This is a genomic window from Longitalea luteola, assembly GCF_017356035.1.
GTDB lineage: Bacteria > Bacteroidota > Bacteroidia > Chitinophagales > Chitinophagaceae > Niastella > Niastella luteola.
In genome coordinates this window covers 57,299-82,775 of record NZ_JAFIQX010000003.1, presented here as the reverse complement: position 1 = coordinate 82,775, position 25,477 = coordinate 57,299, and the positions used below count along the sequence as shown (strand labels likewise).

Genomic DNA, 25,477 nt, shown 5'->3' with positions numbered 1-25,477 from the left:
GGAGATACGGTAATAAACCTTATCTCCCTTTTTATTTTTGAATGCTGTGGTAAATGGTTGACGAGTTAACGAGTTGAACAGTTAACTTGTTGAACACCCCCTATATTTCAACCATGCTGTGTTTGATCGCGTATATTACCAGTCCAACCCGCGTTTTCACGCCCAGCTTTTCAAACAGGGAGTTGCGGTAATCATCTACAGTACGGGGGCTTACAAACATTTTGGCAGCGATATCCTTATAAGTTAATTCCGTACAAACCCATTTCAGGAATTCTTTCTCCTTTTCGGTAAGGTGAACAGGTTCGTTCGGTTTATCCATGTCTTTATGCAGGCCGCTGATGATCTTGCCGGATATTAATTCAGAAAGATAGAAGTCCTTGTGCAATACGGAATCCAGCGCCATTTTCAACTCTTCGGGCTCGGCGTTTTTCATTATATATCCTTTGGCGCCCAGGCGCAGCATGCGAATAATGATATTCTCGTCGCTGAACATGGAAAGGGCCAGTATCTTTACCTGCGGAAAGGTCTTGTAGATCCATTTGGCTGTTTCATAACCGTCGATATCGGGCATATTTACATCCAGCAGAATAATATCGGGTATTACATGCTTGTTGAGCTTTTCCTTAACTTCCTGCCCGTTACTGGCTTCAAACAACACTTTATATCCTTCAAACGAGTTGATCAAACGCGCCAGCGCGTTTCGAAGTAAAGTATGATCATCAGCAACTGCTACCTGTATGTTTTTATTAACCGTCATTTATCGCGCATTCACTTATTTAATGGGGTAAAGGCAACTGGATGGTAACTATAGTCCCCTGCCCTGGTTCACTTTGCATATCAATATCTGCACCAATTAATTTTGCCCGGTTGAAAATACTCTTTAATCCAACACCAGCCGCAGACGACGTGGAATTTTTCTTTTCCGTTACGTTGAAACCAATTCCATCGTCGGTTATTTTCATGATGAACTTTTCATCAAGATAGGTAAGATTTACCAGTATCTTTTTGGCTTTGGAGTGCTTTAAGATATTGTTCAGGTTTTCCTGGAAGATCCTGAATAGTACGATCGATTTTTGATCGTCGAGGCTTGCTTCAATGCCTGAGATAGAGAACTCGATATCCAGTAAACCGGTTTTATTGATATTCTCCAGTTCAAAATGAATGGATTCAGCCAAACCGATCTGGGTTATGCGATCCGTATGCAGGCTCTTGGTGAGGTTGGCGAGGTCAACCATGGCTTTATTCAACACCTGTCGGGCGCCCTGCACAGGTTCCCAGGCTTCATGTTTATCATTTATGGGCAATACGGCTAAAGACAGCTTTACTACCGACAGCATTTGGCCGATGTTATCATGCAGCTCCTGGCCGATATTCTTAAAGGTTTCTTCCTGGATCTCCAGTTGCGATTTCAGTGCTTCCCGTTCATACTCCTCCTTCATGCGGTTGATCTCCAGCTCCTGCCGGTGCTGTCTGCGCTGGTACAGGAACAGAATGGTAACAATAAAGCCTACCAGCATCACCGCCAGAATTGCACCAATTATTATTACAATGTATATCTCCGATTTCATATTAGGATGCTTGGTGGAAGCAATTTAGCATAAAGTTTAACGCTGTACATTATTGTAACGATTTACGGAAAGGGAACCTGCATAAGAATGCGATGGAAAACAGAGAATACAGCAAAATATTCAACACCTGCATAATAGCGTTCAGGTTGGTCAATATGATATCTGACAGCCCGCTTAAATGATTCCATAACCCTATCAGGGGAAAAGTACAACAATAAAAGAATAACAGTCCTGAGCATATCCAAAAGGGCGGCTCTTTTACCAGGTTTACCGATCGGGTAGATTGAAATATTTCAAAAAAATAATAAATGCAGGCAGCCACGATGAGTAAACAACCTAGCGAATAAGTGATCGTATGAAACCCATTCGGTTGAATAAAGAACACATTGATGATCACCAACAGGGGATAAACGGCCAGCACCCATGCTATGATCTTTTTAGCTTTTTTGCGATATAAACTAAAACTGATGATAAATAGATAATACTCAAACTCGAAGGCGGTGAAAAAACAGTATAAGAGATTTACGTTTATTCTATTTTTAAACAGCAGCCAGGCTGTTATTTCAACGATCAGGGTTACAAATATGAAGAGCGGGAACGTTTTTAGATATTGGGCTATGGATGCCTGAAAAAACAGGGTCAACGATGCCAACAAGCAAATTATCTGAATAAAAAGCGACGGAAAGTTCATCTCAGCCGCTAAAGTAAATATATTAAACATTAAAAAAAATCCGTCCCGGGTAAACCGCGACGGATTTTTTAATAATATTATCTGCTTCAGCTACCTGCTTTATACGATCACCATGCCTTCTGCGCCCTTGTCAACAATGGTGATACCAAAGCCATCATCACCATTACCAACACCGCTTCCGGGAGGCCATTGACCCATATTGTAAGCCAGCAGTTGTTTGCCTTTACTGGTTTCGTGGTAAACGCTTTTATGCATAACACCGGCTTCAGTTTCCTGGCGGTCAGTAGCTACAAACACGGTAGTCTGCCGGCCGGCATATTCAGGCCTTTCGTTAAAATGCTCAGGGTACACGCCAAAATGTATGCTAACAGTATTCGCTCCGGCCTCTTTTGACCTTTTCAAAAATTCTTCCAGTTCCTCGATGGTATAGTAAAGACTTAATGAATCTTCCTGCCCCAAACGCTCAGAGTTCTGTTTCCACCGTTCCTGTTTATAGGTACGGATAAGTGTATCAACATGGTTAGTATCCACGTATTTACCTACCCTTACGGATTTTTTTTCAATTGTAGTCATAGCTTGTGAGTTTTGATATGAGTGATTGTGTTGTCGATGTAAAAGTAGCCGCGGGAGGGCAGACAACTTCGGTTAGAACTAGGTGTTAGTCAACCAATTACAAATTACTATTATTCATAAACTGAAGAAGTTCAATTAGTCACGTGAAAAAGACGGTGCAAATACCGTTAAAAGAGGAAGATTTTACCGTTAAATCATCAAGCTTTACCCCCGTCTTTTTACGGGGGTAATCTGACCGTTAATTGCCCGTACAAAAAACCGTAGTTAATAAATCGCGCTTTTCTGGCATGTATCCGGTTTTTGTCAGAAATTAGACATGGAGAGTTGCTATCATCCCGTTTTAGAAATCCAATGGTCCTGTGAAAACCCGCCGACAGATTTCCTCAAGGCTTTTGTTATCCTACAAATCCTCTTGAGGAAATTTTATTCTGATAACAGAATTTTTCCTTTTTCAAACTACCTGCTTTATCTTTTTACCATTAGCCTTGTCCTTTTTTGATAAAGTAGGTAGTTTGTTTTTTTAGCCCCGCTCATCATTCTCACAGATTCCCTTCTGCTGCCAATTCTATTGTTGTAATTGCCTTGTTGGAATGTTACACCTGCCTGCCTGGCCCATTTGGAAAGAATCACCTTTCATCCGACTTGTTATTCCGCTTATTGCCGGTATTACGTGTCAGTGGTATCTGCCTTTTTCCGTGCTATTGTTATGGCTGCTCCTTGCTTTCAGCGCTGCTGCTCTCTGGCTGTTTGCTTTTTTACCACTATTACGCCAATTCCGTGCCCAATGGTTTAATGGCGCGTGGTTAAACGCGCTACTATTCGCCACAGGAGGTTTACTTTTATATTACAACGACATACGGCTTCAGGAAATGAGTATCAGCAGAAAGTACTCAGCAGGAAAGGCTGTTTTAGTAACTATTGAAGAACCACTGTCTGAAAAAAAACAATCCTATAAATCCATTGCATCCGTTCAGGCAGTTCTGTTTGACCATTCTATTAGCAAAGCCAGTGGAAAGATCCTTCTGTATTTTCAGAAAGACAGTGCTGTTCAACATCTTCAATATGGCAATCAATTGTTACTTTTCAAGGCATTGCAACCGGTAAAAAATACAGGCAATCCCGGCTGCTTTGATTATCAGCAGTATTGCACTTTTCAGGGCATTTCATACCAGGTATACCTTAAGAAAGGTGAGTTCGTTGCGCTCAAAATAGAAAATGAAAATCTGTTTCGGAAATATCTTTTATCCACAAGAGCCAAAATCGTAGCCCTGCTTCAAAAATACATCCCCGGCCCAAAGGAAAGCGGCCTGGCCGAAGCGATGCTTATCGGCTATAAAGAAGATCTTGACAAAAGCCTGGTTCAATCCTATTCCAATACCGGCGTGGTGCATATTATTGCTATTTCCGGTTTACACCTCGGCCTGATCTACTGGTTATTAATGCTGCTATGCAAGCCGCTGGCAAAACAGGCTACATTGCGGCTTTTGCAACCCATTCTTATTATTGCCGGCCTTTGGTCATTCAGTTGTATTGCCGGCGGCTCCCCCTCTGTGTTGCGCTCTGCGGTGATGTTCACCTGCCTGGTCATTGGTGAACACATGAACCGGAAAACAGCTGTTTATAACAGCCTGGCAGCAGCTGCGTTTTTACTTTTATGCTATAATCCTTTCTGGTTGTGGGATGCAGGCTTTCAGCTCTCATACGCTGCCGTGCTTAGCTTGGCCATTTTCTATAAGCCGGTCTACCATCTACTATTTATCCGCAATAAACTAACAGACTTCGTATGGAAATCTACCTGCGTTACCATTGCCGCACAGATCCTGACAGTACCCATTTCGGTATTTCACTTCCATCAATTTCCCAACTTGTTTCTGATCGCCAATCTGCTGGCAGTTCCTTTATCGGGCATTATCATCATTGGTGAAATAGTATTATGCGTTGTAAGCGTCATTCCACTGCTGGCAACATCCATCGGGTATTTCCTGCATTACATCATTTATGCACTGAACACATTTATAGAAGCAGTAAGCGGCCTGCCTTTTGCCACCCTGAACAACCTGCTGCTAAGCTGGCCGCAGCTCGTTTGCCTCTATCTGTTCATCAGCGCTATAGCATGGTGGTTATTTCATTACAGCAGAAAAGGTTTTATAATATCATTACTGGCCTTACTGTTGTTCATGATCTTCGAGGCCATTGACGAACGGAAGGCCATGCAGCAAAGAAAACTGATCGTATATAATATACCCAGGCATAGCGCCATTGACGTTATAGTGGGGAAACAGTGCTTCTTTACCGCCGACAGCGCATTACTGAAAAATGATCTGTTGTTTGCATTTCACCTGCAACCGGCTCGGTTAGTCCACCGCGTAATCACCCCATTTAACACCGGAAAATTACTGGGTGAAAAAAATTTTTTCCGGTGCGGCAACACCTCCTTTTTGATCATCGACCAACCTCTAACCCTATCCCAGAAAACGTTAAAAACGCCGGTTGATATTATTATTATTTTGAATAACCCAACGCTCCATTTGGCGCAGCTAACCAGTGTTTTTACCTGCCGCCGGTTCGTTTTTGACGCATCCAACGCACCGGGGAAAATAGCCAGGTGGCTGCAGGAATGCGATCAACTTGGGATTCCGGGCTTTTCGGTGGCCGACCAGGGCGCCTTTGTTTTCAACCTGTATTAACCTACCTTTGCGCCCTTAAATCAATGCCAAATGGGCAATGGGCAATTTATTACTGCCACACTCGACCTTCGATAAAATACGCATATGACCAAAAAGATACAGTCTGCATTAATTTCCGTTTTTTATAAAGATGGCCTTGAACCCCTGGTAAAGGTGCTGCACCAACAGGGCATAACCATTTACTCTACGGGTGGTACTCAATCATTTATAGAAAAACTGGGCATTCCGGTGGTGCCGGTTGAGCAATTGACCACCTACCCTTCCATCCTGGGTGGCCGGGTAAAGACCCTGCACCCTTCCGTTTTTGGTGGTATCCTCGGCCGCCGGGAGCTGGAATCTGATGTGCAGGAAATGAAACAATATAATATTCCTGAAATTGACCTGGTTATTGTAGACCTGTATCCCTTTGAAGAAACTGTAGCCAGCACATCGGAAGAAAAACTGATCATTGAAAAGATCGATATCGGCGGTCCATCCATGATCCGCGGTGCTGCCAAGAATTTCAGCAATGTAGTGGTGCTGGCCGCAAAATCTGATTACCAGATACTCGCCGATATGCTTTCTGCCCAAAATGGCACTACCACCCTGGAGCAACGCCGTGCATTTGCTTCCAAAGCATTTCAAATTGTAGCCCATTACGATGTGGCTATTGCAAAATATTTCAATCCGGACGGCGATCTGTATTTCCTGGAATCAGTTCCCAGCCCAAAAACCATGCGTTATGGCGAGAACCCTCACCAAACGGGCGTGTTTTACGGCGATCTGAACCAATTGTTCAACCAGCTGAACGGGAAAGAACTTTCTTATAATAACCTGGTAGACGTAGATGCAGCTGTTCAACTGATCACCGATTTTGCCGGAAATGAAACCGGAGCCGTATTCGGCATTATCAAACACACAAATGTTTGCGGTATCGCTAGCAGAAATACGGTTAAAGAAGCCTGGGATGCCGCCCTTGCCGGCGATCCTGAAAGCGCTTTTGGCGGAGTGCTGGTTTGCAACGCAACCATCGACAAGGCTACTGCTGATGCTATCAATGAAATATTTTTCGAAGTGCTTATCGCGCCGGCTTTCAACGAGGATGCCCTGGCAGTATTGAAGTCGAAAAAGAACCGCATTCTGTTACAACAAAAATCTACTGCTACCCGCACCAATCAATACAAATCGGTATTGAACGGCGTGTTGGCGCAGGGTGAAGATAAAGGCAATTACCTGGAATGGAAAGAAGTAGGTGGCCGTGAAAGCAATGCCGCTGAGAAAAGCGACCTGGTATTCGCCAATGTTGTTTGCAAACACCTGAAGTCAAATGCCATTGCACTGGTTAAGAATAAACAATTGATCGGTAAAGGCTGTGGACAAACCAGCCGGGTAGATGCCTTGCGTCATGCATTGGAGAAAGCCCGCCAGTTTGAATTCGATCTGAATGGCGCGGTATTGGCCAGTGATGCCTTCTTCCCGTTCAATGATTGTGTGCAGCTCGGTCATGCCGCCGGAATTACCGCTTTCATTCAACCGGGCGGTTCTGTACGCGACAAAGATTCTATCGATTACTGCCAACAGCACCAGCTGGCTATGGTAATGACCGGGATGCGTCACTTTAAGCACTAGTTTATGTTGCAGGTTACAGGTTGCAGGTTACAGGGTACTAGCCCGGTAACCTGTTACCGGTTACAGATATCCAGTTACCGGTTCAGTGTTTTGTATTCAGCGTTCTGCGTTTAGCGTTATGCCTCATCATTATACGCATCCCAGTATACGGTCTCTTTCATAAACAATTCAAACATTTTCCGCCACCCTTCGTATGCCGGATCGGTGCCCAGGATGAAATTGTGCCAGATAGGTATAAATACGCCTTTACAGCCTTTTACGCGTTCATAGTACTGGATCAATTCGTTGTAGGTCTGTTGCGGGCTTTGTTTTTGCTCAAACAGGGAATTGGCATCCATAAAACAGAATGGATAGATCATCAATGAAGTGGCTTCTTCCTTCTTCAGATCGTACCAGTAAAACGGAGTGCATACCGAAGCCCTGAAACCGTTTATACTGCCATAACCCATGGAAAAATCTTTTTCTATACCGGCTGCTATTAACCGGCGATAGGTAACAGGCATGGAAAAGCGTATATAATGTTGGCGGCTAAAGACGATCTTTCTTTCACCCACTACCTCCAGCCACTCCAGCTCTTCCTGCAACAGTGCGGGGTCATCGCCGCTTTGCCACGATGGGTGCGCCCCCAAATGATAGGTATTGGCATAATAGGTGATCAGGTCGCGGAATGGCTTCTTTTCGCAGGAATTGTTCTTATCGTACCGCGAAGTTCTTTTGGCGGCCAGAAAAAAGAAATACGGTTTCAGCCGGCAGTACAAATGCCAGGCATCCAGCCATTCAAAACAATCAAAGGGATCTTTTCTTTTGCCGCGTAATACCAGCCACCTGTCTTTAACCTTTGCCCACTCGCCTCTTCGTATGGAATTATAAAAACCACCCAGGGTTCGAAGCCAGCCTTTGTGCAGGTACGACCAGGCCATATCAATATCATACGTTAACAAACACCTGAACTGGCTTTGCCTGAAAACAAGTTCAGGAAATTTGAATTGTAAGGCCTTTTTGAAAGACTGCAGCCAGTAATTGATCAGGGGCTGCTGTAGAAAATGTTCCCGGTATGCCAGCGAATTGATATGCGCATAACGGCCATACTCATCTATTGAATGCGGCAGGTATTCTTCGTACCTGCTTAACAGGTAAAATGAAGCAGCGAAAACATCGAATGGAAAATCGCCGGCTGTTTCAAAAAAAGCCTTGTGAAAATTCACCTCAAAACATTCAACAGACTGTGGGTGAATGCCGGTTTCAAATAACAACGTGGCAGAGCGGATGAAAAATTCGCTATCAGAAAACGCACGGGCGGAATAGTTTAAGCGTGGCCGTTCTGATGCTTTGAAATAAACCTCATCGTTTGTGATGGTTATCGCCTCATCAAATAATTCTTTACCAATAAAATCAACAATGTATTGCAGTCGTGGTGTAGTGGTATGGGTATAAAGAAGTAGCATCAGTACCTGCAAAATAAAAAAGTCAACTGTAAAAGTTGACTTTTTTACACTATCTTTTAAGTAACTACTTCCCTTTCTTTTCCCGCCACATTTGGTTAAATGTTTTTCCGGCGAAATTCAGATCGGCCCGATTGGTGGTCCAGCCTTTAAATACTTTATTCACCATCCAGTTCTTCAATTTCTGATTTCCCATATTATACATGCTGCGGTGCAAGGTTGCCTGCTTCCATACTTTCCAGGCCACTTTTTCAGCCCAGCCAAAATCACCCTTTTCTACTGCATTATGCCTGTTTTCGAGCAATATTTCATGCAGGTTGATCTTCACAGCGCATACTTCTGTACAGTTGCCGCATAAAGACGAGGCATAGCTTAAGTGCTTCCATTCGCCCATCTCTTTCAACTGTGGGGTAATTACGGCGCCTATGGGTCCGCTATAAGTCGTTTCGTACGCATGACCGCCAATGTTCTTATAAACGGGGCACGCATTGAGGCAGGCGCCACAGCGAATGCAATAAAGGCTTTCGCGCGTTCTTTCGTTGGCCAGAATGTTCGTACGTCCGTTATCGAGCAGTATTACATACATTTCATCGGGACCATCAGGCTCACCGGCCTGTCTGGGGCCGGAAATGATCGTATTGTATGAAGTGATCTGCTGACCGGTACCATAAGTTGCCAGTAATGGCCAGAACAGGGCCAGGTCATTCATAGAAGGAATAACCTTTTCAAGCCCGGTAATAACAATATGTGTTTTGGGGAATGCATTGCTTAAACGGGCATTGCCTTCGTTCTCGCTTACGGCTACACCGCCAATATCGGCCAGTATAAAGTTAGCGCCCGTGATACCGATCTCCGCCTGCACATATTTTTCCCGCAGCTTGTCCCGGGCTACCAGGGTCAACTGCTCGGCTGACAAGTTAGGCGCTACATGTAATTTTTCGGTGAACAGTTTGGCAATATCTTCCCGGCTTTTGTGCATCGCGGGGGTTACAATATGATACGGAGGCTCACCATCGAGCTGTTGAATGTATTCGCCGAGGTCGGTTTCCACGCTTTCAATGCCATGTTCTTCCAAATGGTTATTCAGGTGAATTTCCTCTGTCACCATGCTCTTGCTCTTCACGATCGTTTTGCAATTCTTTGCTTTGCAAATCTTAAGCACTTCTTCAACCGCCTGTTTTCCATCTTCTGCCCAGATTACCTTACCGCCACGTTTCGTAAGGTTCGCTTCAAACTGTTCCAACAATTTATCGAGCTGCTCGATGGCCCGCCATTTGATATTTTTCGCTCTTTCCCGCGCCAGGTGAACATCGGTAAACTGCTGCTTTCCCAGGGGTACTGCCGCATTATATTTTCCTATGTTGAAATTCACTTTACGCCGGTGCTCCAGATCTGCAGCCTTAATGGTGCTTTTCGCCATAAAGGAGGAAGAGTGCTCACTCATTCTTAATGCTTGATTTTAAGTTCTTATTAGTCGGCTCTTACCGGTTTGTTCCTGGTACAGGTTACCGGTTGGCGCGTCTTTTATTTCCTGCCAATTGTCTCTTGCCAATTGGCGTTTCAGCCATCTAAGTTCTTTGTATCTGCTTATCTCACAATCCTGAGCTATCCCGCTGGCAGTCAGCGCCATGGGTTCTGCGGATTTTTCAATACCCTTACTTGACCCTTGCTGAAATATATTCTGTGGCCACTTTTTCCAGGGCATTGTAAAAGTCTTCGCCGTATTTACGAACGATGGGTTCCTTCAAAAATTGGTATACCGGCACCTTTAATTTTTTGCCCAGTGAGCAGGCCGGACTACACAAAGTAGGGCGGGGCTCATAGTTCATGCGATCGTAATCGCCTTTTTTGCCGTTCTTTTGAATAATGGGAAAGAAGTGACAGCTTATTGGTTTTTTCCAGCCGATAACGCCGTCGTTATAAGCCTGTTCAAAAGCGCATTTAATAATGCCTTTCTCATCGCGGGACCCATACACACAGATCTCGTTATCACCACCCAGCGTGGGAGTTACCCAGCCAAATTCCCGGTGATAAACATATTTACCTTTACGCTCAATTTCTGCCAAAGCAGCGGGGGTGAGATAGGGCTTAACCTTTTCAAATACGTCGATCATAATGTCAAGCTCGGCATCTTCGAGCGGAGCGCCGGCATCTCCTTCTTCACAGCAGCCGCCCTTGCATTTGTTGAGGTCGCACACAAATTGTGCTTCGGCTATTTCATCACTGATCAACACATTGTCTACTACTATCACGTAAAAATGTTTTAAAGCGCAAAATTAATCATAAAGAACCAAGTAAGGGCTGGCAAAATCCTATGGGAAATTGGCAAATACGCCTTTACACTTACTACCTCCACCTGAACGTGTTGATCAGGTGTTTCATATCGTCCTCCAGGAAGTTGTTTACCACGTTGAGTGAATCTTCGTTCGGACTGGCGTCGAAATATAGGGCGCCCCGCAAAAAATGCTTTGTTGAATCGGTCACGAAGAATTGTTTATTGGTAGCCGCATTACCGCCTACTGTAAAAAACACCCCGCTTACGCCGGTGGCCGTGCGCATGGCTGAATCAACAATCTCAGTGGCCCGGGTGGAATGTTTGTAGGTCATATTGTAGGCGTCATTCACCAGTTTATTGAGGTCATTCTTACCGATCTCCTTATAACTGATATAGATCTTTCCGTTGAACCGCGGAAAGTCGATATTGATCCAGTACGGGTTTTCGGGTTTATCTTCAAAGAAGGTACTATCCTTTATGATGTTTGCGTACACCGGGTATTCAAATGTGTAAGGGTATCCGGGCTGATCAAACACTCTGTATTCATGTTTGGGAAAATCAATCTTGAAATATCCTTTCCGCTTGGGAGTGTATGTACTGTTACAGGCAGTTACTAAAGCAATAAGGCCAAAGTACAGTATGAAAGAAATTTTCATTTAATTATGCTATCGATTTTATTAGGCTTCCAGGTTGCAGTTCCAGGTGACCGGGACATTCGAACCCCTGTAACCTGTGACCTGTAACTTGTAACTCCTTCGTTAACTCACTTGCTTGTCCTGTCTTATATTGATGGTCACTTTTATTTTCCTGATTCGGTTACGGTCTACCTCAAGGGCTTCAAAATCAAAATCACCTATGCTGGCAGTGTCGTTTACCTTCGGTATCTCTCCTACCAGTTCGAGCATTAATCCGGCCATGGAATCGCTGTCACCTTTTACCTGGTCGAACGTATCTTCCTGCAGGTTCATGATCTTGCAGGCATCGTGGATCATGGTGCGGCCTTCAAAAATGTAAGTATTCTCGTCTATCTTCTTGCTGCCGCTCTCTTCGTCGTCGAATTCATCCCTGATATCGCCAATGATCTCTTCGAGGATATCTTCCAGTGTAACAATTCCGCTGGTGCCGCCAAATTCGTCAACCACTACGGCAAAGTGTATATGCCTAGTTTGAAATTCCTTCAGCAGGTCTTCAATATGTTTTTGTTCATGTACAAAGAACGGCGGCCGAACAACCAGATGCCAGTCGAAATCATCGGGCTCATTCAGGTATAACAGCAGGTCTTTTGTATGCACTATCCCAACAATATCGTCGAGGCTTTTACGGTATACCGGCAGGCGTGAATAGTGCAACTCTTCTACCTTTCTTTTCAGGGTTTGAAAATTGGCCTCGTACTCAATACCGTTCACATCGAGGCGGGTACGCATGATCTGTTTTACGGTAATGTTGGGGAATTTGTAAATGCCGGCCAGGATGCGCTGTTCCTCTTCTTCGTGTATGGTGCTTTTGATGGCCTGTTCCAGTTGCTGGTGCGTGTAAGCCCTGGAGGCTTTGCCGCCGAGTAAGGATTCAACTCCATCGGAAACCTTAAGCAACCAAACAGAGATCCGTTTGAACATGTAAAAGATCACTTCAACCAGGAAGGATGCTTCGTAGGCGGAGCGAAGGTTGTTCTGAGAGGCCCGTACTTTGGGTAATATTTCGCCAAATAAGATGATCAGTGAGGAAATGATGAGTAGTTTGATGAGATACACCACCCACATTTGAAAATTGCCGGGTTTTATGATCAATATCTGGTCAATAAAGAAATTGGTGAGTATGATCACGGCAATGTTTACCAGGGTATTGGCGATCATCAAAGATGCCTGTAAAGCCCTGGGTTCTTCAAGCAGGGTGGCGATCCGCTTCCAGCCAGTGTCCTGCTTGGTCTTGAGCATGTTAATATCCCGGTAAGTGAGCGAGAAAAAGGCCATTTCGGCTCCGGAGATAAAAAAGGAAAGCAATAACAAAACCAGCACTGCAGCACCCACCAGGGTGGCACCCTGATAGTTGGTCACCATCAACAGCAGCCTGAATACATACTCAGATCCAAAAATCAACAAAGGCTTATCCAAAGCATGTGGTTTTCATGAATAAAATTGATCATCGATTCGAATTATACCCTGTCATTAAGTCTTTAATCAGCAAAGTTAATCAGAAAGGGGCCGGTTAAAAGCAATTCATAAACCTTTTAATCGGCCCCTGCTGAATTTATTTGAATGCAAAAATAGTAGGTTGGGCTAGAATGGCAAATCCTGGGATGGGGAATCACTTATGGGCGGGATATCGGCACTATTAAAACCTTCTATATTTTCACTATGGGGAGTTGTAGTGCCATGGGAGCCATGGGTTGCATCGGCCCTTTTATCCAACATGATCAGGTTATCGCCAACTACTTCCGTGGCAAATTTCTTGTTGCCTTCCTTATCTTCCCAGCTGCGTGTACGAAGCCTGCCTTCAATATACACGAGGCTGCCTTTGTGTAGGTACTTCTGCGCCAGCTCTGCCAATCCTCTCCAGAGTACCACGGTATGCCATTCTGTTTGAGAAATCAGCTTGCCCGATCTGTCTTTAAATGTTTCGGTGGTTGCCAAAGGAAATTTTGCTACGGCAATATGTCCCTCAAGGTGCTGTGTATCCGGGTCCTTTCCTAAATTACCAATTAGCATTACCCTGTTTACTCCTCTCATAGATGGTAAATTTGATGTTAATAATCGTCTGCGCCTTTTTATTCCTTTTTAAAGTTAAATTTTTTAATAGAAAAAAATAGAAATTTTTAGGCTGATTATGACACAAATACCCATCCGACAGAAGTCAGCACCCGGAAATGAGAAGTCAGATGGAACGCGGCTTTTAGCCCTCGCGTACCCGTACGCCTTACCATATATGTTCTATTTCCATTATCCGACTTCCGATTTCGGACCTCCGGCGTCAGACTCCCGATTTCGGACTTCCGACTTCAGACTTCAGACTTCAGATTTCAGACTTCAGACTCCGACTTCAAACTCACAGGTTCGCCCAAAAAGGTTGTTATGAACCGGGGGAAGGCATATTTTGATAATTGCTTTTTATCTATCAGTAAGAAATCACTTAATGTGGGTAATGTTTCCCCGACCTGTATCTTAACAAACCGGCCATGGATCGTTTGGTGGGTAAGCTGTTGCCGGTAGGGGCGGCTGATGCTTTCCAGCTGGCAGGGCCGCCCATTGACAAGTTTTTTCAGAAAGGGTAATTTCAACGATATGTTGTCCATGGCGGCGGGCGATTCATATAAAACGAACTCAAACAAATTTTCCCAGATATCCTTAGCCGTTCTTTGCTTTATATACCATTTGCCTTTGTATTCTATGATAAAGTAATAGAACCAACGCTCTTTACGGATGATAGCCTTTTGTTTTATGGGCAGCTGTGTAACTATGTTCTGCCTGAACCCTTCACATTCTTTTTGTTGAACGCAGTCCTGGCATAAAGGATTCTGCGGCTTGCAAATGACGGCGCCAAAATCCATAATGGCCTGGTTATAGATCCCCGGCTCATCACGATGCAACAATGATTGGGCAAGGTTTTGATACAATTTCTTTCCCTCAGTAGTATCAACAGGTGTTGTAATGCCAAAGTAACGGGCAATGATGCGTTGCACATTACCATCCAATACAGCATGTGGTGCATTGAACGCAAAGGACGATATCGCTGAGGCTGTATATGGGCCGATACCAGGCAATGCTATTATCTCATCGTAGGTATCAGGAAATTTTCCTTTGTAGTCGCTGGCAATTTTACGCGCAGTAGCAATGAGGTTTTTACAACGGCTATAGTAACCGAGCCCCTCCCACATCTTAAAAACCTTTTCTTCGCTGGCTTTGGCCAAATGCATTATGGTTGGAAAAGCCGCAATGAATTTTTCATAATAGCTCCAGCCCTGTTCAACTCTGGTTTGTTGTAGTATGATCTCGCTCAACCAGATTTTATACGGATCCTTCTCGCCTTTCCATGGCATGGCTCTGTTGTTACTGCTTTTGTTCCATTGTAATAACCTACGCGTAAAATCAGGTTTCATCTGCAATTGTTAAATTTTTTAATGGCCGGCGAATATTTATCACTGCAAATTTTCGTCGTGATGAGTAAGGTAAATGATGTTTTGCAATGAACGTTTTGTTCCGAAACTGGTCGTTTTTCCTGTTTTCGTTCGACCAAAAGGCCATTTTTAGTGACCTGAGGGGCCAAAAAGGACCGGTTTTATTAAAACTGAAAAAAATTGATAATACTTGTTGTGGGGTCATTTAGTGATGCAACTAAATGGGAATGAGCTACTTGATTGGGAATTCAGGCATGAAAATTGTTTAAAATTCATTTTCAATTGTTTATACTTTTCTTGCAAATGTGAAAATTTACCGTTAATTTCATTAAAGAATTGATTTAGTGTAGATTGCCTTTGACATTCCTATGAAAATTGTTTAAAATAAAAATTTGTAAACCCGTAAAAATTCATGCGACATGAGAAAGGCAGACCTCGTTAACCAAATATCGGAAAAAACAGGAATACCGAAGGTTGATGTGCTGGTTACGCTGGAGACCATGTTCAAGGAAGTGAAAGACACCTTGTCCCAGGGCGAGAACATCTACATTCGTGGATTCGGCAGCTTCATTACGAAGAAGAGAGCTGCTAAAATTGGCCGTAATATCAAGAAGAATATTGCGGTGCATATTCCTGAGCACTTCATTCCTGCATTCAAACCAGCTAAAGAATTTGTTGCAGAAGTTAAAAAACTGCAATCTGTGAAAGAAGATCAGCCAAACCCGGATGATGAGATGTAAATTTGCTGCTTAAATGATTTGATTCTTGAAAAAGCAACAATTGATCCTGGTAGGCAGTGGAGTTGCACTGCTGTGTTTGATTTATTTTTTTGGCAGAACCATTCCCCCTAAAAAGAACCCTGGTGCCGTTGCAGCAGCAGCCGGTACTACAGAAATAACTTTTAAAACCATTCTGGAAGCCTCCAAGCAGCAACTGAGTCCTGCCCTGCAGGCCCATGTTGCCCAGTTGGAAACGGCTGTTGTACGGGGTGATGTGAAGGAACAGCAGATAAAGGTGTACAAACAGCTGGCCGACTTCTGGAAAGATTCGGCGCATTTACTGCTCCCCTACGGTTATTATTCTGCTCAGGCTGCTAAATTGGAAAATTCTCAAAAAAGTCTCACCTTTGCTGCCCAATTCTTTTTAGAGGGCATACGTCGCCAGGAAAACCCTGAACTTCAGCGGTGGATGGCAACTGAAGCTAAAGAATTATTTGAGAAGGCTTTACAAATTGCGCCGAACAATGATTCGCTGAAGATTGGACTTGGAAGTTGCTATTTGCTTGGGAACATCAGTGACAACCCCATGCAGGGTATCATGATGATCAGGGAAGTGGCAGAAAGAGATCCGGAAAATATGTATGCGCAGTTTCAGCTTGGCCTGGGCAGTTTGATCTCGGGACAGCTGGATAAAGCAATAGACCGCATGTTGAAAGTAGTGCAGCACCAGCCGGCTAATATTGAAGCAATATTAATTCTGGCAGAAGCCTACGAACGGCATAACGACAAGGCAAATGCAGTGAAGTGGTACAATGAGAGCAAGAAGCACATTCACAATGCCGATGTGGTTAAGGAAATAGACGAACGTATCAAATTACTTGGTAATAAATAATTAAACCTTTCCGGTAAAAGACATTTAAACATTATTATTTAATCTTAAACTCATTGGTGTTATATGCCTTGTGGTAGAAAAAGAAAGCGTCATAAAATTGCCACGCACAAGCGTAAAAAAAGACTTAGAAAAAACCGGCATAAGAAGAAGAACCGCTAGTTTTATCTTCTTGAAAAGGTCGCGCCTTACCGGCGAGACCTTTTCCTTCTTTCGCTGAATCTAGTTATGTTGTCATTTATTACAGGTTACTTACAATGCTGATACTGATACCTGACAACTAATTCCTCTTCAGCACCTTTCCTTGTAGTGATGAGATGGCTTAGACGGTATAAAGACAGTTACGCTTGAATAAGGAACTAATTATAAATGCAGCACCCCAGGGGGTTGAAATTGCCCTATTGGAGGATAAAAAGCTCGTGGAATTGCATCATGAAAAAGCAGATGCAAGTTTCGCGGTGGGAGACCTATATCTTGGAAAAGTTAAAAAACTCATCCCCGGCCTCAATGCTGCCTTTGTTGATGTAGGTTTTGAGAAAGATGCCTTCCTCCATTACACTGACCTCAGTCCATACGCCCGCTCTTTGTTGAAATTCACCCAACAGGCTATTAGCGATAACAGCCAGCAGGGTTTCAACTTCGCCACCTTCCAGGTTGAACCGGAAATTATAAAAACCGGAAAGATCAATGAAGTACTGAGCGGCAAACCGAATATTCTGGTTCAGATCCTGAAAGAACCCATCGCCGCCAAAGGCCCACGCCTTAGCTGCGAGATCTCGTTGCCCGGCCGTTTTGTTGTTATCACTCCATTTAATGATATAGTGGCCGTTTCCCGGAAGATCCATTCTGCTGAAGAAAGAAAAAGGTTACAGAAAATAGTGGAAGCCATTAAACCAAAGAACTTTGGGGTAATAGTTCGTACCGCTGCTGAAGGAAAGAATACCGCCGAATTGCACGAAGACCTGGCTGCCCTGGTTGAAACCTGGGAAACCATCCAGGGAAATCTCAAAGGTGCGGTAGCCCCCGCCAAGATATTGAGTGAGCAAACAAAGACCACCAGTATCTTACGCGATCTGCTGAATGAAGATTTTAACCGCGTTGTTGTAAACGACCGCAATATTTATAACGACACCCGCAATTATATTCAGCGCATTGCGCCTGAAAAAGCCGACATCGTTTCCTATTATCATAATGGATTGCCCATCTTCGATCAGTACGGTATCACCAAGCAGGTAAAAGCTGCTTTTGGCAAAACCGTTAACCTGCCCAGTGGCGCCTATCTTATTATCGAGCACACCGAAGCTTTACACGTAATTGATGTGAACAGCGGTTACAAAAGCGTTGGTAATAACCAGGAACAAAATGCCCTGGAAACCAACCTGGAAGCAGCCGCCGAGATCTCTCGCCAGCTACGGTTACGCGATCTGGGTGGTATTATCGTGGTTGACTTTATCGATATGAAGCTTCCTGATAATAAGCGCAAGCTGCTGGAGGCGATGGAAGAATGTATGCGTCCCGACCGCGCTAAACATGCGGTGCTGCCCATCTCCAAGTTCGGATTGATGCAAATAACCCGGCAACGGATGAAGCCTGAGGTAAATATCAATACCCAGGAGGTTTGTCCAAGCTGCGCCGGAACCGGCAAAATATCTTCGACCCTGCTGCTGGAAGATGAAATTGAAAAGAACCTCAGCTACCTCATTACCCACCAGCACAAAGACCTTACCCTGGTTGTACATCCCATTATGCATGCCTACCTTACCAAAGGTTCCTGGCTTAAATCGAAGCAATGGAAATGGCGCTGGAAGTATGGCCAGAAGGTTAAGATCAGGGAGAATACCAATTATCATCTTACTGAATTCCATTTCTTCGACAAACACGACGACGAGATCAAGCTTTGATGGTGAATGGTGAATGGTCAATGGTGAATCGGCTCGCGCTGGTTAGGCCACCAAATATTCATTTAACAGTCAATGGCCAATGGTGAGTTGGCTCGGGCTGGTTCGCTCGTATTTCAATGGCCAATGGTGAGTTGGCTCGGGCTGGTTCGCTCGTCTTTCAATGGCCAATGGCCAATGGTGTGTTGGCCCGCGCTTAATTATCCCTCCGATTATTTTCCCTCAGTACCTATAATAGGCGCTCATTAGCTATTCTCATTAAACTCGTGCTATGAATCAGTATCAGCTAACAATTACTGTTAAGCTGAAGCCTCCTGGGTCTCAGTATACAGGATATACAGTTAATTACCAACCACCTAAGCTGGCGTTCCCGTTTTATGCACTTGTTGATTGCTGATTTTCAAGACATTACATCCGACTTGTTCGGGATTTCTTCGGGTCTTCCTTGGGGAAACGCCGGCATTTCTTCGGGAAATCCCGAACAAATCCCGAAGCAGGCCTGGAGCAGGTTGGGCACAGATCCGAAGAAATGTACCTTTCAGAACGTACATTCTGTTCGGACGCGTTACTCATACTGCTGTATAAATTGCAAAATTCTAGATTGGGTAAATAGCGACTGTAGACTAAAGGATAAAAAGGATCGGGCAAGAAATTGCCCGATCGTAATATAAAACCAGAAAGGCGTAGGGAAAAAAGTGAATCAGACGAGTCAAAATTATTTTTAAAACACATACGGCAAAGTAAAAATTGGTAAGTGCGCAGTTTTGCCAATAACCGTGTAGTTATTGCCAATAAGTGTGCAGCCAAAAACCCCAAATTACCTTGAGCGCCACTCATTCTGCCCTGTTTTAACGCCTTACTTTTTTCCATAACCACTTAATGTTCTTACAGTAAAGTGCCAACAGCAATAAAAAAACCCCGTCTGCCAGCCGGCGAACGGGGTACCCCCTATCCCTAAAGGAAATGGGCAACTTAAAAACCTGGTCTGGTTTAGTATCGAATGTTTTTAATTTTCAACCTTGTCTTTGTTATCACTTTAAATGCCTGGCATTAAGTACCTTGCGCCGCTCGAATTCAGCCTTCAGCCTTCAGCGTTGCGCCTTACTCCCTGTTCCTTCCACCCAGGAATATAAATATATATTGTACCAAAGTGGCGATAGAAGCCAGGGCAGCTACTACATACGTTAAAGCAGCCCATTTAAGCGCGTCTTTTGCCTGCGGGTATTCCCTGCTATTGGTAATATTCGTGCGATTTAACCAGGCTAATGCCCTTCTGCTGGCATCCAGCTCAACCGGCAGCGTAATTACTGAAAATAAGGTAGTTAGACCAAAAAGAACGATACCTATCAACAGTAATGCCGGGAAGGCGTTCACCATAATTACCCCGAACAGCAGGATCCACTGCACAATGCCAGAGCTGAACATAACTACCGGCACCAGCTTGCTGCGCAGGGTTAACCATTGATAAGCAGTGGCGTGTTGCACGGCGTGACCGCATTCATGGGCCGCCACGGCCGCAGAAGCCACTGATATACCATTATATACGTCCTCACTTAAATTAACCGTTCTGGAAACCGGGTCATAGTGGTCGCTCAGGAAGCCATTGGTTGATACAACCTTAACGTCATATATACCATTCTCCTGTAACATCTTCATGGCTACTTCTCTACCTGTTAAACCGGCTGACAAGGGCACCCGGCTGTACTTTGCAAATTTGCCTTTAAGCACACCGGACACCAGCAAACTGATCACTAAAAACAGGATCGAAATAATTAAAATAGATGGTGTCATTTTTCGTACTCTTTTTTTATTAATAACAATAATCTATCAAATCAGTTACCAAATAATTTGAGTAGTTTTTACGCCATTTTTCGGCAGAAATCAGGGGCCGTTTTGTCACCCAAATTACGTTTAATCGCAGTGGGCTGACATTTTATCACAGAGACTTTCTCAATTCTCTTAAAATTATATTAAAATTTGATTATCAAGGCATTATAACGTTAAATAGCTAAACCCGCTAATCCCTTAATACGGGTTGAAATTTATTCACAACCCCAAAAAATAATTTTGTTATGTGGCGCTTATTTGTAATTTAGTGCAAGAATTTAATGGGTTAGTAAGTAAAGGGTCAACAGCAATGTTGGCCTTTTTACTTTTATAAAAAAGTACCTGGTTCGAACCGCTTTTCTACCACTTTTTCCGCAAATTTTAACAACTTAAATAGCAGAGGTTCACTTAACCGGTCATCAACTATCAGTCACTGTAAGCGCAGTTTTTAAAAGCCCTTCTTTTCACCATCATCAATAAAAGCTCAAAAAACGTGATCATCCCAACTACTCCATTATTAACAACAACTGTTTTGAGTGCACTGTTTTAATAACCGCTGCACTTTTTATTAACTTTATCGCATGGCTAAAGTTAAAACAGCATTCTTTTGTTCGAATTGTGGATATGAAAGCGCGAAATGGCTTGGAAAATGTCCTTCATGTAATACCTGGAATACATTTGTTGAAGAAGTAATTTCAAAACCTTCCCTGAAGAAAGAAAATGGCTGGGATGATTATCACGAAGAATCAAAATCTATCCGCACCATTGCATTACATACCATCACCAGCAGCGAGCAGGTACGTATCACTACATCAGACGCAGAACTGAACAGAGTATTGGGCGGCGGTATTGTGCCTGGCAGCATTGTATTGATCGCAGGTGAGCCTGGCATTGGCAAATCGACCCTGTTTTTACAAAACGGATTACAACTACAGGATAAAACTGTATTATATATCAGCGGAGAAGAAAGCGAACAGCAGATAAAGATGCGCGCCGATCGCCTGAACATCCGCAATGATAATTTTTACCTTCTTACAGAAACGTTAACGCAGACTATTTTCCAGGAGATCAAAAAATTAAAACCACACCTCGTCATAGTGGACTCTATTCAGACCATTCAATCACCCTACATCGATTCGTCACCGGGAAGCATATCCCAGATCAGGGAATCAGCAGCAGAGTTCCAGCGCTTTGCAAAAGAAACGAATACACCCGTGTTCCTGATAGGTCATATTACAAAGGACGGCAGCATTGCCGGTCCCAAGATACTGGAGCATATGGTCGATACTGTGTTACAGTTCGAGGGTGACCGCCATTATGCCTATCGCATACTGCGAACCATCAAGAACCGGTTCGGCAGCACTTCGGAACTGGGCATTTATGAAATGACAGGAGCCGGCATGCGCGGCGTTAATAACCCCAGCGAAATCCTGATGACGCAAAAAGAAGACCGCTTAAGCGGCATAGCCATTGCCGCCACTATCGAAGGTATGCGTCCGTTGCTCATTGAAGTGCAGGCGCTGGTCACGCAATCAGTCTATGGCACCCCGCAACGAACCGTTTCAGGCTTTGATCTGCGGCGTTTACAGTTACTATTGGCCGTACTGGAAAAGAAAGGAGGCTTTCATTTCGGCGTAAAAGATGTTTTTTTGAACATTGCGGGCGGACTGAAGGTAGAAGACCCTTCGATCGATCTGGCCGTTTTATGCGCTCTCCTGAGCTCCTATGAAGATGTTCCCCTGCCACCTCATGTTTGTTTTGCCGGCGAAGTAGGGTTAAGCGGCGAAGTAAGGGCCGTTCACCGGGTTGAACAACGGATAGCAGAAGCCGAAAAGCTGGGCTTTGAAAAGATCATTGTTTCCCGGTATGGACAAAGATCAATTAGCAAATCAGCAGCCAATATTGAAGTGGTACCGATGGGCCGGGTAGAAGAAGTTTATCAGTATCTTTTTTAAATTGAATGTCTTAAGCGCTCTGGGCAGTAGCAGTTAAAACAACTGCTATGCTTAAAAATGCATTACATCCATTACTACATCTTTTCTTACCACATCATTGCGTAGGTTGCGGCAGTGATATCATGAGCCGGCAACAGGTCTTATGCATGCATTGCATCAACCGGTTGCCGGTAACTGGTTTCCACATGCATGCGAACAACCCCGTCGAAAAGATCTTCTGGGGCCGCATGGCGGTCACCGCCGCCGCCAGTTACCTTTATTTTTCGAAAGATTCTTTATTGCAACACATCGTACATGCGTTGAAATATAAGGGTAATAAAGAACTGGGACTTTTCATTGGCCGCAAAATGGGCGAGCTGTTATTACATACGCATCGGTTTAGCGATGTTGAAGTCCTGGTGCCATTGCCCTTGTTTGCAGCCAGGGAACGCAAACGGGGCTACAACCAGGCAACCGTTTTATGCGAGGGTATGGCCGAAGTACTTACACTTCCCATTTTTAAACAGGTAATACAACGCCAGACTTCCAGTGCAACACAAACCAACAAGAACCGCATCGACCGATGGCTGAACATGCAGGGAAAATTCGAGCTCAAGCAACCGGATCTTATAACCGGTAAACATATTCTATTGGTTGATGATGTAATAACCACTGGCGCCACCCTGGAAGCCTGCGGACAGGAACTGTTAACAGCACCTGGTACACGCATCAGCATCATGACCATGGCGTATACGGTAAAGTAAACACAGTGGTGAATGGTGAGTGGTGAATGGCTCGCGACATTCGGGATTAATCTCCGAACTTGCGCCGCCCGAAATTCATCGCCTTCAGCCTTTCGCCTTCCGCCTTTTGTGTATATCCGAAAACGTGTATTTTTACAGGAACATGAAATATTTATTTGCTGCCCTCCTGCTAACCGGTATGTTGATCTCCTGTAAAAAGGAATCATTCATAACCAGCGGCACGGCATCACTCGCCACCAGCACCGACAGCCTGCATTTTGATACGGTGTTCACCACAACAGGTTCTGTCACCAAATTTTTCCGCATCTATAACGACAATAACCAAAAGCTGCGGCTGAACAGAGTAGCCCTGCAGGGTGGCAATGCATCGTTCTTCAATATCAATGTAGATGGAACGCAGGGGCCTGAAGTAACCAATATTGAAATGGATGCCAACGACAGCATTTATGTTTTTGTCACGGTAAAAGTTGACCCAACTACGGCAGAACTCCCATTTGTGATACAGGACAGCATTCTGATAGAATATAACGGCAATGAACGGTGGGTGCAGCTGGATGCCTGGGGACAGAACGCCAATTTCATGCGCTCACGCGTCATAACCGGCAATGTTACCTGGACGAACATCATTCCCTACGTTATCACCGGTGATTATTTGTATATTGACAGGAATGCCACCCTTACCATTGAAAAAGGATGCCGTATTTACCTGCATGCCAATACGCCGATCATAGTAGAAGGCACGTTGAAGGTGAACGGCGAACAGTACGACAGCACGCGGGTTATATTCAAAGGTGACCGGCTCGATGATCCATACCGCGATTTCCCTGGCGGCTGGCCCGGCATCTATTTCGGCAAAAACAGTAAAGACAATGTGTTGCAATACGCCAGCATTCTAAATGCCTATCAGGGTATAGTAGCCGACAGCCTTTCTGTGAACAGTAATCCGAAAGTATTGCTCAACGAATGTATTGTTGATAATTGCTATGATGCCGGCATCCTTGGTTTACGATCAGCCATCAAAGCCCAAAATTGTTTAATCAGTAATTGCGGCAAGAATATATTGATCGGTTATGGCGGCACTTACGATTTCTCACATTGCACCGCTGTTTCTTACTCCAACTCCTACCTGTTGCATAAAGACCCTGTGTTGATAGTAACCAATTACTTGAAGGAGGGGAATAATATATTTACGTGGAATTTAAATGCCAGTTTCACGAACTGCATATTCTGGGGAGAAAACGGAACTACGGAAGACGAAGTAATGACCGATAAACAAGGGAACACACCCTTCAATGTTAATTTCCAAAACTGTTTATGGAAAGTGAAGAACACCCCGGGGTTTGTGAACGCGAGCAATATTATTAACAATCAGCCGCCGCTGTTCGATAGCGTCAACACCCAATCAAAATTTTATAATTTCCGGTTGCTCGATGGGTCTCCGGCCATTAACAGCGGAACCAATACAGGCGTTAACATCGACCTCGATGGAAGGTCGAGGCCCGTAGGTTTGCCTGACCTAGGTTGTTACGAAAAACAATAACCCGCCCGGACCGTTAACCATTATTTTGCATCAAAGCAACCAATTTAGTATCATCTTTGTATAGTACAATTAGCGGTGAACACTACTTAAAATTAATTCAATATGATACGCCTATTGCTCGCTTCGCTGTTATTCATTGCAGCGCCTTCCATCTATGACTTCAAGGTTCCTGCACTCGATGGCGCCGGCACAATCGACTTCAAGAAATTCAAAGGAAAAAAGATCATGATCGTTAACACAGCCTCCAAATGCGGCAATACTCCTCAGTATGCCGACCTGGAACAGCTGTACAAGCAGTATAAAGACAAACTGGTGATCGTGGGTTTCCCGGCCAATAATTTTGGCGGACAGGAACCCGGCTCGCGTGAAGAGATCCAGGAGTTCTGTAAAAAGAATTATGGTGTAACCTTCCCAATGGCTGAAAAGGTCTCTGTTAAAGGCGATGATATTCACCCGCTGTTCAAATACCTCGTGGCCCAGGCCGACAAGAAAGGCATCAAGGATCCCATTAAATGGAATTTCACGAAGTTCCTGTTAGATGAAAAGGGCAACCTGATCACGGTGATCCATAACAAAACCAAGGTTACCAGCGAAGAAGTGACCAAATATCTTAACTAAGAAGCAGGTTAAACAGCGTACACAATAAAATAATATGGCGTGGCGGGTTCCTTTCAACCACTGCTTTAACGGGCAGGCAATGAGGAGCTCGCCACGCTTTTTTATCCCGCCCTTGTAATTAAGATTTTCTTTCTTCTTTATATTATTGGTTTGCGGTTTTTTGCGCATTTTGGCTAATAGTTATATGAAATAAGCTCTTTATTTCACCTATAATGGTTTCCGCTCATATTTTCATCCGCATAAAGCGGCGCTATATCGATTTTAAATGTCGTTTGAACGAATAATGTTAAAGTTGCGGTAATATATCGGCAATTTTGAGCCTTAATCCAATAT

Annotated in this window: 21 protein-coding genes; 9 read left to right on the top strand and 12 right to left on the bottom strand. The window is 44.1% G+C overall.

The features are described 5' to 3' along the window. Positions 1-100: 100 nt before the first annotated feature. From JUB15_RS08875 to JUB15_RS08860, 4 genes are all read right to left on the bottom strand, one after another. Positions 101-757 carry a response regulator transcription factor gene (locus JUB15_RS08875; protein ID WP_207512125.1) on the bottom strand — a complete coding sequence of 219 codons (657 nt, stop codon included), beginning with the start codon at positions 755-757 and terminating at the stop codon, positions 101-103. A 19-nt stretch (positions 758-776) separates the two neighbouring features. Further along, positions 777-1,568 (bottom strand): sensor histidine kinase, encoded by a 792-nt coding sequence (locus JUB15_RS08870; protein WP_207512124.1) that lies wholly within the window; start codon positions 1,566-1,568, stop codon positions 777-779. Positions 1,569-1,617: 49 nt separating this feature from the next. Further along, complete coding sequence (locus JUB15_RS08865) at positions 1,618-2,211, bottom strand: hypothetical protein (RefSeq protein ID WP_207512123.1); 594 nt, start codon at positions 2,209-2,211, stop codon at positions 1,618-1,620. Positions 2,212-2,358: 147 nt separating this feature from the next. Further along, on the bottom strand, positions 2,359-2,832 hold the full coding sequence (locus tag JUB15_RS08860) for a hypothetical protein (RefSeq protein ID WP_207512122.1): 474 nt from the start codon (positions 2,830-2,832) through the stop codon (positions 2,359-2,361). 590 nt (positions 2,833-3,422) lie between these two features. Here JUB15_RS08860 and JUB15_RS08855 point away from each other — a divergent pair. Together JUB15_RS08855 and purH are read left to right on the top strand one after the other, a co-directional pair. After that, the gene (locus tag JUB15_RS08855) at positions 3,423-5,519 is read left to right on the top strand and encodes a ComEC/Rec2 family competence protein (protein WP_207512121.1); all 2,097 of its coding nucleotides are present in this window, start codon (positions 3,423-3,425) and stop codon (positions 5,517-5,519) included. 84 nt (positions 5,520-5,603) lie between these two features. After that, positions 5,604-7,127, top strand: a complete 1,524-nt coding sequence (gene purH / locus JUB15_RS08850; protein ID WP_207512120.1) for a bifunctional phosphoribosylaminoimidazolecarboxamide formyltransferase/IMP cyclohydrolase — start codon at positions 5,604-5,606, stop codon at positions 7,125-7,127. A gap of 116 nt (positions 7,128-7,243) precedes the next feature. Here the strand turns inward: purH and JUB15_RS08845 are convergent, their stop codons facing one another. The 7 genes from JUB15_RS08845 to mutY all read right to left on the bottom strand — a co-directional run bounded on the left by JUB15_RS08845 (position 7,244) and on the right by mutY (position 14,937). After that, positions 7,244-8,572, bottom strand: a complete 1,329-nt coding sequence (locus JUB15_RS08845; protein ID WP_207512119.1) for a DUF7033 domain-containing protein — start codon at positions 8,570-8,572, stop codon at positions 7,244-7,246. A 64-nt stretch (positions 8,573-8,636) separates the two neighbouring features. Next, a complete protein-coding gene (locus JUB15_RS08840) occupies positions 8,637-10,013 on the bottom strand; it encodes a LutB/LldF family L-lactate oxidation iron-sulfur protein (RefSeq protein WP_207512118.1) in 1,377 nt (458 codons plus the stop codon). A gap of 211 nt (positions 10,014-10,224) precedes the next feature. Continuing rightward, on the bottom strand, positions 10,225-10,821 hold the full coding sequence (locus JUB15_RS08835; RefSeq protein WP_207512117.1) for a DUF3109 family protein: 597 nt from the start codon (positions 10,819-10,821) through the stop codon (positions 10,225-10,227). A gap of 94 nt (positions 10,822-10,915) precedes the next feature. Then, positions 10,916-11,500, bottom strand: a complete 585-nt coding sequence (gldD, locus tag JUB15_RS08830; protein ID WP_207512116.1) for a gliding motility lipoprotein GldD — start codon at positions 11,498-11,500, stop codon at positions 10,916-10,918. A gap of 102 nt (positions 11,501-11,602) precedes the next feature. Then, positions 11,603-12,955 (bottom strand): gliding motility-associated protein GldE, encoded by a 1,353-nt coding sequence (gene gldE, locus JUB15_RS08825; RefSeq protein ID WP_207512115.1) that lies wholly within the window; start codon positions 12,953-12,955, stop codon positions 11,603-11,605. Positions 12,956-13,120: 165 nt separating this feature from the next. Further along, positions 13,121-13,570 (bottom strand): single-stranded DNA-binding protein, encoded by a 450-nt coding sequence (locus JUB15_RS08820; protein WP_207512114.1) that lies wholly within the window; start codon positions 13,568-13,570, stop codon positions 13,121-13,123. A gap of 290 nt (positions 13,571-13,860) precedes the next feature. After that, on the bottom strand, positions 13,861-14,937 hold the full coding sequence (mutY, locus tag JUB15_RS08815) for an A/G-specific adenine glycosylase (protein ID WP_207512113.1): 1,077 nt from the start codon (positions 14,935-14,937) through the stop codon (positions 13,861-13,863). 437 nt (positions 14,938-15,374) lie between these two features. On the opposite strand from mutY, the gene JUB15_RS08810 reads away from it, so the two are divergent. The 3 genes from JUB15_RS08810 to JUB15_RS08800 all read left to right on the top strand — a co-directional run bounded on the left by JUB15_RS08810 (position 15,375) and on the right by JUB15_RS08800 (position 18,464). Then, positions 15,375-15,695 carry an HU family DNA-binding protein gene (locus tag JUB15_RS08810; RefSeq protein WP_081145882.1) on the top strand — a complete coding sequence of 107 codons (321 nt, stop codon included), beginning with the start codon at positions 15,375-15,377 and terminating at the stop codon, positions 15,693-15,695. 25 nt (positions 15,696-15,720) lie between these two features. Then, complete coding sequence (locus tag JUB15_RS08805; RefSeq protein WP_207512112.1) at positions 15,721-16,566, top strand: tetratricopeptide repeat protein; 846 nt, start codon at positions 15,721-15,723, stop codon at positions 16,564-16,566. Between the two features lie 344 nt (positions 16,567-16,910). Beyond that, positions 16,911-18,464, top strand: a complete 1,554-nt coding sequence (locus tag JUB15_RS08800; RefSeq protein ID WP_207512111.1) for an Rne/Rng family ribonuclease — start codon at positions 16,911-16,913, stop codon at positions 18,462-18,464. 1,098 nt (positions 18,465-19,562) lie between these two features. Here JUB15_RS08800 and JUB15_RS08795 read toward each other — a convergent pair. Beyond that, positions 19,563-20,252, bottom strand: coding sequence for a zinc metallopeptidase (locus JUB15_RS08795; protein ID WP_207512110.1), 690 nt, complete (start codon positions 20,250-20,252; stop codon positions 19,563-19,565). A gap of 617 nt (positions 20,253-20,869) precedes the next feature. Between JUB15_RS08795 and radA the strand changes: the two genes are divergently transcribed. The 4 genes from radA to JUB15_RS08775 all read left to right on the top strand — a co-directional run bounded on the left by radA (position 20,870) and on the right by JUB15_RS08775 (position 25,144). Continuing rightward, the gene (gene radA / locus JUB15_RS08790; RefSeq protein WP_207512109.1) at positions 20,870-22,243 is read left to right on the top strand and encodes a DNA repair protein RadA; all 1,374 of its coding nucleotides are present in this window, start codon (positions 20,870-20,872) and stop codon (positions 22,241-22,243) included. 47 nt (positions 22,244-22,290) lie between these two features. Further along, a complete protein-coding gene (locus JUB15_RS08785; RefSeq protein WP_207512108.1) occupies positions 22,291-22,986 on the top strand; it encodes a ComF family protein in 696 nt (231 codons plus the stop codon). Between the two features lie 142 nt (positions 22,987-23,128). Beyond that, complete coding sequence (locus JUB15_RS08780; protein ID WP_207512107.1) at positions 23,129-24,526, top strand: choice-of-anchor Q domain-containing protein; 1,398 nt, start codon at positions 23,129-23,131, stop codon at positions 24,524-24,526. A 102-nt stretch (positions 24,527-24,628) separates the two neighbouring features. Next, on the top strand, positions 24,629-25,144 hold the full coding sequence (locus JUB15_RS08775; RefSeq protein ID WP_207512106.1) for a glutathione peroxidase: 516 nt from the start codon (positions 24,629-24,631) through the stop codon (positions 25,142-25,144). Positions 25,145-25,477 lie beyond the last annotated feature (333 nt).